The organism is Lacrimispora algidixylanolytica (assembly GCF_003609635.1).
GTDB classification, from domain to species: Bacteria; Bacillota; Clostridia; order Lachnospirales; family Lachnospiraceae; genus Lacrimispora; species Lacrimispora algidixylanolytica.
The window spans coordinates 88,392-106,501 of sequence record NZ_MCIA01000015.1 but is presented as its reverse complement, the minus strand read 5'-3'; the positions used below and the strand labels follow the sequence as shown (position 1 = coordinate 106,501).

Annotated in this window: 13 protein-coding genes; 2 read left to right on the top strand and 11 right to left on the bottom strand. The window is 39.4% G+C overall.

Annotation, left to right across the window (positions count from 1 at the left end; genetic code table 11):
* Positions 1-75 precede the first annotated feature (75 nt).
* Both ilvD and BET01_RS10740 read right to left on the bottom strand, forming a co-directional pair.
* Positions 76-1,791, bottom strand: coding sequence for a dihydroxy-acid dehydratase (gene ilvD / locus BET01_RS10745; protein WP_120196802.1), 1,716 nt, complete (start codon positions 1,789-1,791; stop codon positions 76-78).
* A 496-nt stretch (positions 1,792-2,287) separates the two neighbouring features.
* On the bottom strand, positions 2,288-3,844 hold the full coding sequence (locus tag BET01_RS10740; RefSeq protein WP_120196801.1) for a nitrite/sulfite reductase: 1,557 nt from the start codon (positions 3,842-3,844) through the stop codon (positions 2,288-2,290).
* Positions 3,845-3,990: 146 nt separating this feature from the next.
* Between BET01_RS10740 and BET01_RS10735 the strand changes: the two genes are divergently transcribed.
* Positions 3,991-4,875 (top strand): LysR substrate-binding domain-containing protein, encoded by an 885-nt coding sequence (locus BET01_RS10735; protein ID WP_120196800.1) that lies wholly within the window; start codon positions 3,991-3,993, stop codon positions 4,873-4,875.
* A 144-nt stretch (positions 4,876-5,019) separates the two neighbouring features.
* Here the strand turns inward: BET01_RS10735 and BET01_RS10730 are convergent, their stop codons facing one another.
* The 5 genes from BET01_RS10730 to BET01_RS10710 all read right to left on the bottom strand — a co-directional run bounded on the left by BET01_RS10730 (position 5,020) and on the right by BET01_RS10710 (position 12,660).
* Positions 5,020-6,492: a glycoside hydrolase family 1 protein gene (locus BET01_RS10730; RefSeq protein WP_120196799.1), complete on the bottom strand. Its 1,473-nt coding sequence runs from the start codon at positions 6,490-6,492 to the stop codon at positions 5,020-5,022.
* 1 nt (position 6,493) lies between these two features.
* Positions 6,494-8,368 (bottom strand): beta-glucoside-specific PTS transporter subunit IIABC, encoded by a 1,875-nt coding sequence (locus BET01_RS10725; protein WP_120196798.1) that lies wholly within the window; start codon positions 8,366-8,368, stop codon positions 6,494-6,496.
* A 177-nt stretch (positions 8,369-8,545) separates the two neighbouring features.
* The gene (locus tag BET01_RS10720) at positions 8,546-9,346 is read right to left on the bottom strand and encodes a MurR/RpiR family transcriptional regulator (protein WP_120196797.1); all 801 of its coding nucleotides are present in this window, start codon (positions 9,344-9,346) and stop codon (positions 8,546-8,548) included.
* A gap of 155 nt (positions 9,347-9,501) precedes the next feature.
* On the bottom strand, positions 9,502-11,850 hold the full coding sequence (locus BET01_RS10715; RefSeq protein WP_120196796.1) for a beta-galactosidase: 2,349 nt from the start codon (positions 11,848-11,850) through the stop codon (positions 9,502-9,504).
* Positions 11,851-11,940: 90 nt separating this feature from the next.
* Entirely contained in the window at positions 11,941-12,660 is a 720-nt protein-coding gene (locus BET01_RS10710) for a glutamine amidotransferase-related protein (RefSeq protein ID WP_120196795.1), read from the bottom strand.
* A 187-nt stretch (positions 12,661-12,847) separates the two neighbouring features.
* On the opposite strand from BET01_RS10710, the gene BET01_RS10705 reads away from it, so the two are divergent.
* Positions 12,848-13,087 carry a hypothetical protein gene (locus BET01_RS10705; RefSeq protein WP_120196794.1) on the top strand — a complete coding sequence of 80 codons (240 nt, stop codon included), beginning with the start codon at positions 12,848-12,850 and terminating at the stop codon, positions 13,085-13,087.
* A gap of 107 nt (positions 13,088-13,194) precedes the next feature.
* On the opposite strand, the gene BET01_RS10700 is transcribed toward BET01_RS10705, so the two are convergent.
* From BET01_RS10700 to BET01_RS10685, 4 genes are all read right to left on the bottom strand, one after another.
* Positions 13,195-13,536, bottom strand: coding sequence for a hydrogenase maturation nickel metallochaperone HypA (locus BET01_RS10700; protein WP_120196793.1), 342 nt, complete (start codon positions 13,534-13,536; stop codon positions 13,195-13,197).
* Positions 13,537-13,556: 20 nt separating this feature from the next.
* Positions 13,557-16,247, bottom strand: a complete 2,691-nt coding sequence (locus tag BET01_RS10695; RefSeq protein ID WP_120196792.1) for an FAD-dependent oxidoreductase — start codon at positions 16,245-16,247, stop codon at positions 13,557-13,559.
* A gap of 66 nt (positions 16,248-16,313) precedes the next feature.
* Entirely contained in the window at positions 16,314-16,982 is a 669-nt protein-coding gene (gene hypB, locus BET01_RS10690; RefSeq protein ID WP_120196791.1) for a hydrogenase nickel incorporation protein HypB, read from the bottom strand.
* A 503-nt stretch (positions 16,983-17,485) separates the two neighbouring features.
* Entirely contained in the window at positions 17,486-18,097 is a 612-nt protein-coding gene (locus tag BET01_RS10685) for a DUF3885 domain-containing protein (protein WP_120196790.1), read from the bottom strand.
* Between the last annotated feature and the right edge of the window lie 13 nt (positions 18,098-18,110).

The following is an 18,110-nucleotide window of genomic DNA, read 5'->3' as shown; positions in this document are numbered from 1 at the left end:
ATTTTATTCAAAATTTGCAATATTTCAACAATTCCTGCATGGACTTATCAGCTTCCTCTTCATAATATGAATGTATTACTTCATATAAGCTCCTTTCATGGGAGAAACTGCATGTTCAGAAAATAGCTTTAAAACCCCTGACGCATATTTGGACTCTTTGGGCTGCCAGTTCTTTTTTCTTTGCTCTAAAACCAGAGAAATCTCTTCCTGTGATTTCTCTATCCCATTTATACCTACAACATTTAGCTGCCGTTCAAAAATATTGATATAAATTAAATCCCTCTCTTCCACCAGTGCTATTGGTCCTCCCTCTGCAGCTTCCGGAGACACATGACCAATAGAAGGACCTGTGGATGCGCCGCTGAATCTTCCATCGGTTATTAAAGCAATACTTCGTCCCAGTTCCTGGTCAGATGATATGGCTTCTGAAGTATAAAACATTTCCGGCATTCCACTGCCCTTTGGGCCCTCGTATCGAATAATCACAGCATCTCCTGATTTTATTTCATGTTTAAGCACTGCCTGTAGCGCTTCCTCTTCACTGTCAAATGGTCTTGCAATCAGAGTTGCCTCAAACATTTCCTTCGGACATGCGGTATGCTTAATTACGGCTCCTTCCGGAGCAAGATTTCCTTTCAACACTGCTATGGCTCCATTTGTGCCAATTGCATTCTCGAAAGGATGAATCACATCCTGCCAAGTGATATTATGTTGTCTGCCATATTCTTCACATCGTTCATAAAACCCATTTTCTTTCAGTTCATCCAAGTTTTCTCCAAGAGTCTTTCCTGTAACAGTCATTTCATCCAAATGGAGCATTGACTTTATTTCCTCCATAACTCTTGGAACTCCACCTGCATAATAGAAATATTGAGCTGGCCATTTTCCAACGGGACGGACATCCAGGAGATAATGGGCTCCCCGATGTAACCGGTCGAATACTTCCCCCTCCAATTCTATATTAAATTCATGGGCAATTGCAGGCAAATGTAGCAGTGAGTTTGTTGATCCTGAAATTGCCGCGTGTACCATCACCGCATTTTCAAAAGAACGTTTTGTTACAATATCACGAGGCTTTAAACCAAGCTTTATAAGCTCAAGAACCTGTTTTCCTACCTTCTCCGACACTGTCAGAAGATCCTCACAGGTTGCAGGCATAAGGGACGTTCCCGGTAACATCAGACCAAGTACTTCTCCCATGATCTGCATGGTTGATGCTGTTCCCATAAAGGAGCAGGCTCCACAGGAAGGGCAGGCATTTTGTTTATAATAAGTGAGCGTTTCATATGTAATTTCTCCACGTTGGTACATAGCTGAGTATTTTCCAATTTGTTCCAGAGTCAACAAATCAGGTCCTGCATCCATAACTCCGCCGGTCAACAGAATAGACGGCATATTTACCCTTCCAATTCCCATCAAGTGAGCCGGTACCCCTTTATCACAGCTGGCGATAAATATACCACCATCAAAAGGTGTGGCACCAGCGTGTATTTCTATCATATTGCAAATCATATCCCGATGAACAAGAGAATAATTAATTCCATCATGTCCCTGGGCCATACCATCACATATATCCGTAGTAAAATACCTGGCGGCCTTTCCTCCTGCCTTACCCACACCAGAGACAGCCTTGTCCACCAATCCGTTTAAATGAGCACTTCCCGGGTGACTGTCTCCAAAGGTACTTTCAACCATAATCTGCGGTTTAGACAAATCTTCAACACTCCACCCCATCCCCATTCTGAGCGGATCCTGTTCCGGTGCAATCTTTCTGATTTCCTGACTAACCATTGATTCTTTCCTCCTAATCTATTGATATGGTTAACAAATTTCTAAACGTTAAATTCTATACTTACACTTCTCTTTCTTCTAAATTATATCATTGCAAACTGAATAATTTTATTTTTTAACACTCAATTCAAGCTCAATGACTTGCCCTTTTTGACCGCATTTCCTGTGCAATATGTTCTTCTTCCATTGTTATTTGATGATAATAATATAACAATCACACAAATTCTGGCAAATGTCAAGGACATGGGTTCCGTTGGTGAAAGAAAAAGATTTGGTACTCTATAATAAAATCAAATCTGATGATTGAATGCTTGGGCACAACAATTAAGGCCGCAGGCAAAAATGGCTGCGACCATTCCTTTACAATGTGTGGGTGCACCCATTTATCAGATATTATCAGAGGGATTCTAACTGTATCTGAATAATCCGGAACAAAAAAGAGGTGATGCTTCTGACATCGAATCGTGATTGATTACTTGTCAGAAGCACTGCCTCCTTACTTTATAATATAATGATCCAAAATATTCTCTAGCTGTGGTTGATTCTCTTCTATATATTCATTCAATTCTTTCCTTGTCTTTGAAAGATCTGACGCAATCTCATATAAAAACTCAGGCAAGCTCTCTCTTAGGATATCTCCGCAGTAATCAGCAAGCTTTGCATTTCCTACACCAAGTCTTCCCCCTAAATGCAGTTCAAAGGCATCTTTTACTTCACCCTGTACGTTCAACTTCTTACCACAAAAACCGATTTCGCCGATTTCATGGGCACTACAGGAATTGGAACAGCCAGAGATATGAATTTGAGGTAATACATCCTCGGTATAATTCTTCTCTTTAAAATAAGTGATTACCTCTTTTAATGTTTCCTGACTTTCAAGTATACCAATCTGGCAGGTGGGCACACCGATACAGGCAACAGATCTCTCCAGTCGGCTATCTCCACCTATATGCTTGGTAAGTTCCAGGATTTTCTCTGCTTCCTGTCCATCTAGATTTCTTACATAGAAGCCCTCGCTCATGGCAAGTCTAATCTCTGCATCTGGAATCTCCCTTACCTGATCGATTACAAGCTTTAAATCACTTAAGGATAACTGTCCTCCAACCGGATGAACATAGACACTGTATAATCCATCTTGTTTTTGCTCATATAAACGACTGCTTTTAACTTCTGTTTTAGAACCTACCTTGTTATATTCCTTATCGTTGACAGAAAGCCTCAGCACTTGGCTTTCTGTCACCTTTTTAAGATGTTCTTTGTAACATTTCATAAATTCTTCTGCGCCCATACGATCAACGATATATCTCATACGGGCTTTGCTTTTATTCTGATAATCCCCTTCACTTATAAATATCTGTGTAGCCGCTTCTACATGATATAACACATCTTCCAGTTCAATCAGTTCGGGGAATTCTAATCCAAGCTTTGAATTTCTTCCAAGTCCTCCTGCCACATAAACCTTAAAATATTTCTTCCCGTTTTCCTCTACCGCAAGGAATCCAAGATCAACCGCCCCTGCATGAGACGCATCTTCTGCATTATTAGAAAATGAAACTTTTAATTTTCTTGGAAGCTTATATGTATAAATCTTTTGCAAGAAATAATCTCCCACTGCCAATGCATAGGAAGAAACATCAAATACCTCATCTTTTTCCACGCCTGATAAGGGAGAAAGGGCAATGTTTCTTGGGAAGTTACCGCCGGAACCTCTTGTATATACTCCTTGCTTGATTCCAGCTTCCATTACCTCGCAGACTTGGTCTATATCAATTCCATGAAGCTGGATTGCCTGACGTGTTGTAAGATGTATATTTTCCGCACCATATTTTGTTGCATACTCATAAATAAACTGAAGCGCTTCTAACCGAGCGATTCCGGATGGGATTCTGAAACGAATCATTAATTCTTTGCCGTTTCTATGAGCATATACCCCCATGCCACCGGATGCTCCCTTAAAATCCATTTTACTTACTTCACCAGTTATAAATTTATGTCCTAGTTCTCGAAACCCATCAATTTCACCCAATAATATCTCGTCTAATGATTTCTCCATCCGCCACTCCTTATGCTTATTGCATCATATTCTTGGATATAGTATACTGTGTTTAAACCAATAAGTATAATACTTATTTTTTATTACACCCATTAATATTTCTAATGCTTTATGTATTATATAATAGAAAATACGAGGTATTCCTTTTGATCGAAGAATTGAAAACGTTCATTGCTGTAGTCGATAAGAAGAGCTTTACAAAAGCTGCTATTGCAATTAACATATCCCAACCAAGCGTAAGCCTTCATATCTCTAACTTGGAAAATTATTTTCACACTAGACTGATTGAACGCTCAAATAAGCAAAGGAATATATTTATCACCGCTCAGGGGGATTTACTTTATAAACGTGCGAAACAGATTTTATCTGTTTTAGAAGAAACGAAAGAAGAGCTTTTACAATCGGACCAATCTCCTTGTGGGACATTAAGAATCGGTGCCAGTATGACGATTGGAGAATTTCTACTCCCTTCTATATTAAGTGAGTTTATGAAATCCTATCCAAACATTAAATTGGATATGACAATTGAAAATACGGAGCACATCTATGAGAAATTTAAAAATCGTGATATTGATATAGCTTTAATCGAAGGCACTGTGCCGGTGGAGAATTATATCTACCATAATTTTTATAAGGATAGCATGGTCATAGTCGCTCCAGTTTCTTTTCAATACGATAAAGGAGCCGAGCTTAAAACCTCCTTGTCAAACCAGACCTGGATCCACCGGGAAAAAGGCTCTGGAACCGGCGAAAACTTAAATATATTTTTAAACAGCTATGGAATATCCCCCAAAAACTTAATTACGTTAGGAAGTAACTATGCCATTAAAGAGGCTGTAAAAAATCATATGGGAATTAGTTTCATATCCTCTTTAGTTGTCGATGAGTCGGTGAAACATAAAGAAGTTAAAATCATTCCGTTAAAAAATCAATATTATAGATATTTTTCCTATCTCATTCATGAAAATAATTTGCCAAAAGCAGTGGAATTGTTTCTTGAACGGTTGCATAAAAATGGGGGGAATATTTAAATATTATATTTTCTATAAAAGGAAACCCGGCCTTCATTTCCAGCCGGGTTTTTCCTGTTAAAATCAGATGTTCGGTTTAAAACTTCGACCAAATCGATATAAGGATCATTTGTAATGCCTCTTTCTGGTGATTATCATGTTAAATTAATCGTTATTAAAATGACTGCCATTCGTAGCAATTACCTCTTTATACCACTCGAAGGATTTCTTTTTCTTTCTGTCATAGGAACCATTTCCCTCATCATCTAGATCCACATAAATAAAACCGTATCGTTTTGTCATTTGACAAGTAGACATACTTACTAAATCGATGCAGCCCCATGGAGTATATCCCATCACTTCTACACCTTCTTCAATGGCATCTGCAATGGCCTGAATATGGTCTTTATAATACCGAATTCGGTAATCATCTTGTATGCTTCCATCGGCTTCTATCCGATCTGTACTGCCCAGCCCATTTTCTACAATAAACAGAGGCTTATCATACCTGTCATAGAGCTCAATAAGGGAAATACATAAGCCCGTAGGGTCAATCTGCCAGTTCCATTCAGAAGTCTCCAGATAAGGATTCTTTACCCCACTGGTAAGATTTCCGCTCACTTGCTCTTTATTTGTATCATCGATGGTTGAAACACGGCTCATATAATAGCTGAAGGAAATAAAGTCAACCGGATAATCTTTTAATATTTTCTCATCCTCTTCTCCAAAAACAATATGAATCTTGTTTCGTTTCCACTCTTTCTTAATATGACTGGGATATTCTCCTCTCACCTGAACATCCGAATAATAAAAATTCTTTCTGTTTTCTTTTAATGCAAGTAACATATTCTGTGGATGACAGTTTTCCGGATATGTGAGGGTTCTGGTGATCATGCAGCCCATTTGAGCACCGGGTATCATTTCATGCAGATATTTCGTTGCCAGGGCACTTGCAACAAATTGATTATGAATTGATTGATATACGATCTCTTCCCATTTTTCTTCCGGATAACGGTCTTCTACTAACCCAGCCGTTGTAAACGGATGACGAAACGCACTATCGATTTCATTGAATGTCAGCCAATATTTTACCAATCCATTGTATCTTCGATATACCGTTTTACAAAATTTCAAAAACAAGTCAACTACTTCTCTTTGATACCATCCATCATAATGGTTGGATAAATATAGAGGCATTTCATAATGATGTAAGGTCACAAGTGGTTCAATTCCTCTTTTTTGCATGGCTCTAAATAAATCTTCATAGTACTTAAGTCCACTCTCATTTGGAGTTTCTTCCATGCCACTTGGATAGATGCGTGTCCACTGTATGGATACCCTAAGGCACTTAAATCCCATTTCCTGAAACAAGTCCAAATCTTCTATATATCTGTGATAGAAATCAATCCCATGACGTTTCGGGTATCTAGCCGTATCATTACTTTCCATCGCTTCCTCAATATCTTTACTGGAAATCGTATGATGGCCTTTATAATCGCTTGGATCCAAATCACCTTTGTATCTGCTGCAGTCCGCAACTGACATCCCTTTTCCATCTACGTTCCAGGCACCTTCACACTGATTGGCTGCGGTGGCGCCTCCCCATAAAAATCCTTCGGGAAAAATAGTTTTCTGCATTTTATTTCCTCCTGATGTTTATTAAATTATCATTTTGAGTCACATGGTCAAATGATGCAATATCAATATCAACGGCTTCGCTTGTATTGGTAAGTAGCAACATGGTGGTGGTGTCATATCCTGCTCGTTTTATCTCTTTTAAATCAAATTCAACCAATACATCACCGCGTTTTACACTCTTACCCACTGTAGTCAATACATGAAACCCTTTTCCTTTCAGTTCCACTGTATTGATACCGATATGCATTAATATCTCTGTTCCTTGATCCGTTATTATGCCAATCGCATGACCGGTATCAAAAACCACAGCAATTTCTCCATCTGCTGGAGAATACAATATTCCCTTGTCTGGATCAATTGCAACTCCTTCTCCCATTGTCTTAGACGCAAACACCTCATCATTGACATCTTCTAATTTTACAACATTCCCCTCTGCAAAAGCCCCAAGAGAGAACTCTTTCTTTTGAACTGCATTCGAATCATTGACAACGTCAATCTTATCTTCCTTTATGCCATCCAATGATTCATCAATGCCAAGTATATAAGTGATTGCGGCCGAAACTACAAATGCAAGAGTGATACCGATTGCGTAATACACAAATGTGTCACCAAAGAAAGCAGGTAAGGTTGTCAGTGCCGGAAATACATAGACAAATGCCTTCGTATGCATGGCGCCCATAAATGCACCTGCAACAGCACCGCCAATCATTTGAGCGATAAATGGCTTCTTATACTTTATCGAAATTCCATATACAATCGGCTCTGTTACTCCGCCAAGCAAAGCAGGAATGACTGCAGATAATGCAAACGCCTTTGTTTCTTTCTTTTTCGCTTTTAAGAATACACCAAACGCAGCCCCCGCACTTCCGAAGGTCGCAGCTGCTACCATGGGGCGTATATAATCATATCCATAGGTAGATATATTATTGATCATAATAGGTGCAACACCCCAGTGAATTCCAATCATTACCAGCAATGTCCAGCCGCCTCCGATAATTAATCCGGTCAGAAGCCCGTTCAGAGTGCTCATAAGATTTACAAAATCACCAATTCCGTTTGCAAGATATACACCAATTGGTCCGATAACAATTACAGAGAGAGGTACCATAATAACCAGTGCTACAAATGACAGTGCAAACAGTTCAATACTTTTAGGAATAAATTTCTTTAATAACTTTTCTAACTTGGAGTAAACCAATACAGCTATAATGGCAGGTATCAAAGTGCCGGAGTATTTCATCAATACCACAGGAATTCCTATAAAAGATGACACATCTCCCGCATTTTTCATCAGGCCGGTAAAATTAGGTTCCATAAGGGCTCCTACCATTGCCACAGAGATATATGGATTACAATTAAATGCTTTTGCAGAAGAAAAAGCTAAGAAAAGCGGTAGAAAATAAAACACGCTGTTTCCCGCGGCAGACAAAATCAAATAGGTACTATCGGTATTATCTAAAACACCCAGAGTTGTGGTCAGAATCACTAATAGTGCTTTTATCATTCCAGCACCTGCCAGTGCAATTACGATGGGATTCACTATAATCGACATCATATTCAATGCATTGGAAAAAACATTACCACTTTTTTGTGCAGTAGTTTCAGTCCCTTTTTCACTTTTTATGGGATAACGCTGTAAAATTGTATTATAAATATCTTCTACTACCGTTCCCACAACTACCTGGAACTGACCATTGCCAATTACTACAGATAAAACACCGTCCAGAGCCTTTAATGCCTTCTGATCTGCTTTGCCATTATCTATTAGCTTAAACCTAAGCCTTGTTACACAATGTGTCAATTCGGAGATATTTTCTACCCCACCCACAAAGGTAATGATTTGTTTTGCTAATTCATCATAATTTTTTTTAGCCATAATAAATATCCCTCCTTGTATTACTATCTACTTCCCCCGGCCAAGGTGTTTTTGTTTGTAAACCAATCATAGCACATAATTTTCGGATTTCTAATAAGTTCGATTTTTGGAAACTCTGCTCTAGAATCATTAAAAATGGTACAAAAAAAGATAAGCGTCAGAGTCTAATCTGTCCGCTTATCTTATTCTTGTCAGTTTTCTGTATTCCATTATTATCATATCGTTAATCAAAGGATAAATTATGGAGTGAGTCTGGACGGTGGAGTTATGTGTAAAGCTAATACACAAATCCACATCAGGGTGATTCTCCATTTTTGCATTACCAGTTATTAAGACAATCTTTGCTTTGATATTGGAATAATCTTTTTTTGTTTGAAATTCTGAAAGCATGTTACGCTGAATATAGGAACCGGAATTAGAGAAAATAATAATCAGTTTATCCTCTCCTGCATTGTTAATGTAGTCATCCTGCTTTAAATCGTCTAAATTTGTAATGATAAATTTACCATTATAAGCAAGCTTCGCCTGCAAATCCATTGCTCCAAGCTCAGAAAATAGCAGACCAAAGCTTGCTACATTTTTGTAACTGACCAAATATCTGGCTAATTCTTTGACCTTCTCCATATCAATGTTTTTCTTACAGGAGGAAACATCATCTAAAATACTATCAATATAAGAATCCATACTATTCTGCTCAATATATTCCGCAATATTCCGATTGTAATTAAGTTTGAATCCACTCCTGTTTTCTACAAATGGTGCAGCCGCTTTGAATTCTGAATAATCTTCGAAATGAAGTTTTCTTATAAATTTGGATATGGTTGACTTGGATACAGAACATAAATCAGCCACCTCTCCTATGGTCATTTCATTGATCAGATAAAAATTTGATAATAAGGTAAACGCAATATGATAATCCGTTGACTTTAAATCACTGTCATTTAAAATAATTAATAAACGATTTAACAAAATCCCCATATGCGCCTCCTGAATTTTGATTGGTATTATTCTATCATATTACTTTCGTTTGCGAAAGTGGAATCTCAAAAAGCGGTTGCAACACGACCTAATATTTTGCTATGTCATTTCCATTGCAGATTGCATCGTCGCAATGTTATAAACCATGAAATGTTTTAATGATCTACTTCTAACTTGTATTCATAGACGGGTTTTAAGAAGATCCTCTCAACACTGGAAACCTCTTTATCCACTTCTTCTTTTCTTCCTGCCATTGAAGATTCTACATTGATGTTGCTTCCTTCCTTTAAAGGAGTGATTAGAAGGGTCATTATATCACCTGTCAGACGTTTTTCAAACAGTTTTAACCCCGTTTCCCACTGATGCCCGTTGCAGAAATTATCGGCTATCATATCTCCATCGATGAACAGATGAGCAATATCTCCTCTATACTGGATCGCGAGAATCAACTCTTTGACTCCCTCCATGTAATGATCCGGAACTTTTATGGTATAGCGGGACGGTCCAATTTGCCTTACCTCCACAGGTGACTCCTTTTTCTTTCTAACAAGAAGAAACCCTTTAAATATTCCCATAATTAGAGAAGTCTTAACCTCATCATGATCCTGATTCCGATCCTTATCCTGATTCGATTCCATTTTCACTTCCGGCCATAAAACAATGGATTCTTCTTCTCTTTCTGATTCGATACGCAGTGTATTCCCTTCCTGGAGAAGTGTTCCTGCTGTCAAAACCGCAAATTGCTTCTCAGCTAACTTGATTTTATAAAAATCCAAACTCTCTTTTGCGGTTAGAGTAACAACTCTTATTTTTGATTTGATTCCTTTTATAATAAATATATCCATTTCATTTTGCTTTGGATATATCTCTATCGTTTTATCCTTTCCTTCCTGCCTATACTCTCCTTCCACTCCTTTTACTGTTTCTGCATCAAAAACATAGCGAGGTTCTAACCCCTCGGGTGAAAAGAAGAAATAAGTGACATCGTCTTCTTCTCTCACTATGGTCAGCGGCTGAACCGTTGCGTATTTTAATTGGATTCCCATCATATCCATTCCAAGTGGAAGAATTGCATTTTCCCCAGCAGCCAGAGAGATATCAGAAATTTTTATCTCTTCTTCCTTCACCAGAATGGAGATGGTACAGCCCTTTTTCTCCTTCAATGGAACATGATCCTGATAATTATTTAGAAAGACAAAACCGCTTGTTCCATCATACCGAACTGCAAAACGCAAGGTATCCACATCCGACGGATCAATGTTCTCCCCTTGATTCGAAAGAAAGGTCTTCATGTGACATAGTTTTTCTCCCCATTCCCCGACAAATAAATGAATCCTCTTTAATCTGTCATAAGAAGGCCGCTTCTGGCCGTATTCTCCTATTGGTGCCTGATAATCGTAAGACAGTTTAGGTACCTGGCTTTCATTTAAAAACGGAGTCTTCTGACCCTTAGGGTTCGTGCCTCCCTTAAACATATAGTATCCCAAAAGGTTACAGCCAGAAGCCAGTTTTACATTTGCCATGGCATCCACACTTTCAAATGGAAGATCAAAACGGTAATTATAACTACACATCATACCGCCGCCCATCTCGCAGCATGCGTATGGCATGGATTCCGGCTGGTAAAAGGGTTCAAAGTTATATGTCTTTGGAACTTCATTATTATGAAAATCCCGATAGATATATTCTGGGGTCACTGGATGTTCCCCTTTGTGGGAATAAAAAATCCAGGGCCAAAACGCATATCCTCCCCAAAGAGGAAGCATTTCTTTGGTAGGAGTTGCCGCACCTCCCCACCCCGTACAGGTATAGAATGGGACGTCGATTCCTGCCTCCTTTACCATTTCCTTTATCTTTCGCATGTAATTGTTTCCGTCCGCTCCTGTGGGAATCCATTCCTCAGAAACTCCCGTTGTTATCTCCCACCCCGCCGCAGAATGCTGGTATTCGTTATCAATCTGGGCTGCAATGATGGCCCCTCCATTTTTGTAATATAACCCGTCAAACTGTTTTCCCAACTCCTTAAACAAACGATGCACATAGAATAAATACGTTTCGTCAAGGCTTCTAAGTTCACAATCCATACCATACAGCCAGTCTGGAAAGCCACCATTGCGCACCTCTCCATGATTAAATGGACCAATCCGAATAATTACAAACATACCATGCTTATTGCATAATTCAATAAAACGGCGGGCATTACGCCTGCCATCAAATCGGAATACTCCTTTTTCTTCCTCATGGTGAATCCAGAATACATAAGTGGAGATGATATTGATTCCATTCATTTTCATTTTGATTATCTCATCTTCCCAATATGCTTCTTCACATCGGCTGAAATGAAATTCACCGCTGATACCATAGAAAGGCTTTCCGTTCATTTCCATATAATAGTTTGTGAACGAAATCACATTCCCTTTTGGATCAGTGCCCCGAAAATTATCCGATAGTTCAAATATGTTTTTTTCTGTGAAATTTTCTAAAGAGATTATATAATTGCTCATTTTTCTCCTTTGCCTTGACCTTCCCCGACAAGTACCTATGTACTGTTATCATTATGGGATTGTTGATAGGGTTGTGGAACCAATGGGGTTTTAATTCTGTAAATATTCAGCTGTAAATTTATCTAAGAACATAAATAAATTATGATTCATTGTTGTATAATCATTTTGCCTTAATTCATTTGCTTGCTGAACATACTGCCTGTCTTTATTCTTTTGCAGTTCTATTTCCGAATGTTCAATCAACAGTTCCACCAGTTCATGAGTGAATTCCATATGACACTGGAATCCATAGATAAAGGTATCATATTGTACGATCTGCCTTGGACATCCTTCACTGTAAGCAATTAACTGGCAATTCTTTGTTAGCCCTGGCATATCATTATGCCAATGACCTACCAAACTAACATCGTCGAAATGAGAAAAGAATTTATTATCTCTTCCCGCTTCTGTTAATGTGATTGGAAAACAACCAATTTCTTTCTCAGGACTCTTCTCGCATTTGGCGCCATATGCTTCACCAATAAGCTGGGATCCTAAACATACCCCTATGACTGCTTTTTCTGAATCAATAAACTTCTTAATTAGTGCTATTTCCGCGGCTCCATCAAAATGAGGACACAGTTCAACCGTTGTACTTGGTGATTGGGGACCGCCCATTACAATTAATAAATCTATATTCTCTATGGAAATCGGAAGCGGTTCCCCTTGATATACTCTTGAATAACCAATGCTGTGTCCTCTCATCTTTGCCCATGTTAAAAATGCTCCAGGTCCTTCGAACACTTCATGAATAATAAATTGTATATGCATACTAATCACTCCTTTCATTTTTCTTGTATCATAACACAGGAAGATTGATTTTTATATTTATTTCAACAGAATTCTATCTTCTTTTAACATAAATGTAATCTATTGCATAATATCACTTTACGCGTAAATAATAACCCTAATAATCGTAAAGGTATAAATAAACGATTGATGCAAAGGAGCAAGTTATATGAATCGTGATGAACTCATTTCCCAAGTAAAAAACGAATATGCACGTATCGCCTCGTCGGAATCCCAACAGCATTTTACTCAGACTACAACCGAGGTTACCCCGGAAGCTTATTATGAAAAACTGTTAAGTAAAGTTATCAATGAAATTAGCAATGGAACCTTTGATAACTTCAAATCCGGCGAGGAAGTGGTAACTGCGATTGCAAATGACAAGACATGGCTTTCCGATTGGAAATAGATATCTAATTACAAATAAAACCGCAGTCCTTTTTATCAGGGATTGCGGTTTTATCGTGATACGAACAATCCCCATAGGAGATTGCGCTATATCCAGTTAGAAATCCATTAATTACATACGATTTCCTTAATCATCAAGTCATTGCCTTCTAAAATCTCCATATCATTGCTGCCGCAGTCAGGGCAATTTAAATCACTGTAAACAGCATTAAATACCCTGCCGCAGTCTTTGCATTTAACAATACCTGGGATCACAATTAGTTCCAGCTTAGTTTCTTCCATAAAAGTCTTATAGGAGGCAGCGGGCCAGCTTTGCTCTAGATACCTGGGCACGATACCGGAAAGCTCGCCAACTTCGATGACAAGCTTGTGGACTGCTGTTACATTCTGCTCCTTTACAATACGCTCGATGGTATGAACCATTGAGTTTAATACACCAAGCTCATGCATTGTTACCTCTTCTTTTCTCGCTAGCTTCTTCTGCTAACGCTTTCTTTCAGGGTGGTAGCTGCTATCTTTCCGGTACGTACAATTGCGTTGGTGGCAATCTTCACAGGAAGTTTTTCATAGGTATTAGGAACGGTGTTATAGATTCGCTCTAGATGGATTGCATCAAATTTACATTTGGTCGTACACATACCACAGCCAATGCACATATAATTATCAATTTCTACCGCTCCACAGCCAAGGCAGCGTTCTGTCTCCTTCTTTAACTGTTCCTCTGTAAATGTCATACGTTCATCATAAATGCTACCTTTTTTCTCAGGAGAATGGCCTGGTCTCTGACGGGGAGTCATATCAAAATCTTGTAAACCAATGGCAACGTTGTTTTTATCAAACGCATGGTATTCACGACGGTCCCGACCAAATACAAGAGACTGGCCCGGTTGAACATAACGGTGTATGGAGATTGCACCTTCTTTACCGGCTGCAATGGCATGGATGGCAAACTTAGGTCCGGTAAAACAGTCGCCCCCCACAAACACATCCGGCTCCGAAGTCTGTAGCGTCAATGAATCGGCTATGGCAGTACCATTACCTTTTTGCTCAACTTTGCTTTCTGAGAGTAGTCCGCCCCACTGAATGGATTGACCAATGGAAAGCAGTACTGTATCTGCCTCAACAATGATGGTATCATTTTCTTCGTACTCTGGCGCAAACCGCTGGTCTTTATCAAATACACGGATGCAACGCTTAAATTCCACGCCGGTCACCTTACCATCTTCCGTCAAGATTCGTTTCGGTCCCCAGCCGTTATGAAAGAACACGTTATCTTCCTCTGCCTCTGCAATCTCATCTGGTAGTGCTGGCATCTCACTTAAATCTTCCAGGCAGTAAAGATGAACCGAATCGGCCCCCTGTCTTGTTCCTGTACGGGCAACGTCAATCGCTACATTACCGCCGCCAATAACAACTACATTTCCAGAAAGCTCAACCTTTTTCCCAAGGTTTACGTCACGAAGGAAATCAACGCCTGATATTACGCCCTTCGCTTCTTCCCCTTCAATCGAAAGGCTTCTACCACCTTGCGCTCCAACTGCCAGATAAAAAGCCTCATAACCTTCGTTTCGAAGTTCGTTCAGAGTGATATCTTTTCCTACTTCAATTCCAGTTTTAAAGGTGACTCCCATCTCACGCAGAACGTTAATCTCAGCATTGATCACTTCCTTTTCTAGACGGAAGGAGGGAATTCCAAGAGTAAGCATACCACCAAGCTTTTCTTCTTTTTCAAATACGGTTACCTGATATCCATCAATTGCCAGGTAATATGCGCAGGAAAGACCGGAAGGTCCTGAACCTATTATCGCAATCTTATTACCAAGATGATATCGCATGGGCGGAATATAGCGGATAGAACCATCTAACTCTTTATCCGCAATAAACTTTTTGATCTCGTCAATGGAAACCGGCTCGTCAATATCTCCCCTGGTACATTCGCTTTCACAGCCATGAGGACAAATTCGTCCGCAGACAGCAGGAAACGGATTTTCTTTCTTTATTAATTCTAATGCTTCGTGGTAGCGGCCAGAAGCAGCAAGCTTTATGTAGCCTTGAACGGAAATATGAGCCGGGCATGCCGTTTTACAAGGGGATGTGCCTTCTTCGGTAACATCTTTCCGGTTTTCTCGGTAATCCACATTCCAATTGCTTTCATTCCAAATATGGTCACGGGCGGTAGGTTCTGCCTTTATGGTAACAGGTGTTTTGGAACAGAGCTTCTGACCAAGTTTTAATGCATTAACCGGACAATTTTCCACACACTGCCCACAGGCCACGCAGTTTTCTTTATCTACCTTGGCAGTGAAGTTGGAGCGGATGGCATCTGGAGTATTAAAAAGTGTTGCAAGTCGTAAGGAGAAGCAGGAGCAACCACAGCAATTGCAGATTGCCGCGGATTCACCAAGTCCGTCAGTATGAGGCATTTCATGCATCAGGCCGTTGTTTTCTGCAAATTTAATAATTTCTTTTGCTTCTTCCCGTGAGATCTGGCGGCCTCTACCTGTTTTTATATAATACTCGGCTCCTTCTCCCATCTGGATACAGATGTCCTTTTCCAAATGTCCGCAGCCTTCATCGATTACCCGGCGTGACTGGCGACAGGAGCAGTCTGATACTGTAAACGTATCATATTTGTCCAAATAATAGGAAAGATGTTCCCAGGGCTTTGTACCGGGAATATCTTTGATGGCCTCTTCTACCGGAATCACACGCATCATTGCCATGCCTTGTGGGAATTTTGATGCCATAGGTGCAAGACGGAGTCTGGTATATTCTTCAAACGCCTTGCCGATTTCAGGGTGTTCGTTAAGCTGTTCCCGGTTGTTCACCATCATTTCTAACATACCAGGTGCAAAGATATTCACAAAGAACCTTTCTTTATGATCTTCTTTATCCTTCCATACCTTGGCGACACCGGTATAGGCTAACTGCTCTAAGAGGGCCTTTGTCTCTTTCTTGCTCTTTCCAGAGCGCTTAGCAACATATTCAAAGGTTCGAGGTTTTCGCAACCCCATAATCATAGCAATATCGGCCATGTCATCTGTGACAACGCAGTCTAGCGAATAGTATTCGGGAGAATTTTCATCAATTTTATTCATAGCTCCAGCAATACCGCCTACCATTTTAGCCAGCTTTACGATTTTAGGTCTTAATTCACTCATAATTTCCTTTCCCGCGCATGTTTGCGCCTTTGAAGTTTATGATTATCTTTTTAAGATCTTTTTTTGTTATTCACACCAAGAGTTTACTGCATTTTCTAACCAGTCGGTCCATTCCTTTATGCCTTCGTTTTTTTGTGCACTGATGGGAATGACAATCGCGTTGGGATTCCGAAGCCTAATATTGGCTTTGCATTTTTCCATATCAAAATCAAAATATGGCATTACATCCATCTTATTAATTAGTATTACATCACAAATAGAGAACATCAACGGATATTTAAGAGGCTTATCGTCTCCTTCCGGTACGGAGAGGATCATAACATTCTTTACTGCTCCGGTATCAAATTCCGCTGGACATACCAGGTTGCCCACGTTTTCTAAAATTACAAGGTCAAGGCCGTCCGTATCAAGCCCTTCTAATCCTTGACGGGTCATTTCTGCATCCAGATGGCACATACCACCGGTATGAAGCTGAATTGTCTTTGCACCAGTTTTTAAAATGGTACGGGCATCCACGTCGGAATCGATATCCGCTTCCATAACACCAATAGTAAGACGGTCTTTTAAGGCATTAATCGTACGAGTCAAGGTGGTAGTTTTACCAGCACCGGGGCTGGACATGAGATTAAGAAGAAGGACCTTTTTATCCTTTAATTCTTCTCGAAGCTTTCCGGCTTGTATGCTGTTGTCAGCAAAGACACTTGTTTTTATCTCTAGAATCTTAAAATCTTCCATGTTTCACGCTCCTTTCTTTGCATTCTCTTTTTCTTTCATCTGTTGTCCTTACAATCAAGTTTTGGCATTTTCCTTATCTTTCATGGGTTTTCGACCATAAGGATGAAGGAATGTTTTTTCATAAGTGTTTTGGTTCAACCAGCTAAATTATTTAGATAATTTTTCCATCAATACTATTATAAAATAAACATTCCAAACTGACAATATTGCAAAAAATAATAGTCATTATAGTGCATTTCCTTGTTTGATTTTTGTGAGAATGTATGAAAAAATTGGACTAATTCCTGGTATGACCAATGCCAGAGTGTCCTTACCTACTTATGTATTTGTTTTATCGGCTTTTAAGAAACAAAAAAGCCCGACTGAAAAATAGTCGAGCATTCGTACCTTGGAAGGATCTTATTTTCTATTTTATATGTTTTCTCCAATGCCATTCTTTCCAGAAAACCTGATAACCTTATCGCTCTATCTCACTCTCCGGCAGGACTTTAAAGGTGGATTTTTTATAAAAGGCCCTCACCGAGCTGCGGAAAATACATTCCTTCCAATCCACTGACCCATAAGCCTCTGTCATCAAAAAGATGAAATATACAGCCTGTTGTCGTGTCAATAATAAATATTTTAGATGCTAATTCATATTTACCGCCGATGTCAGATAGAATGATTTCCAAAAACAAACGTTGTACATCAATATTCTCTGCTTCGTACAGTATGCGAGTGCAATTATATACTTCACGATTGCAAGCAAGTGCGGCGGGATAGGTCTCATCCATATGGGGGGACTTCCATGAAAACGAGTATGCCTCCTTTTTCTTTACTCCATTGAGGCAGCTTTCTACAAATTGAATTTCCTCTTTCTCGTTTTTGCTATAACAGGCTTCATATACTACAAGAAGTTTTGATCCGAAATTCAGGCTACGATATATTTCAGAGGAAATATCCATACACCTTGTTACATAAGTTTTGTTCACTCCATCATCCGAGTAGGGACTGCCCTTTGCTAAATCCTTGTATATGCAATAGGGGAAAATCATATTAAATAGCACGTCATCCGGTGTGTTTGAGGGTTGATTGTGCTGTTCTAAAATTCTTTGAAGCGTTTCCTTTGGTGTCATATGTATCCCTTGG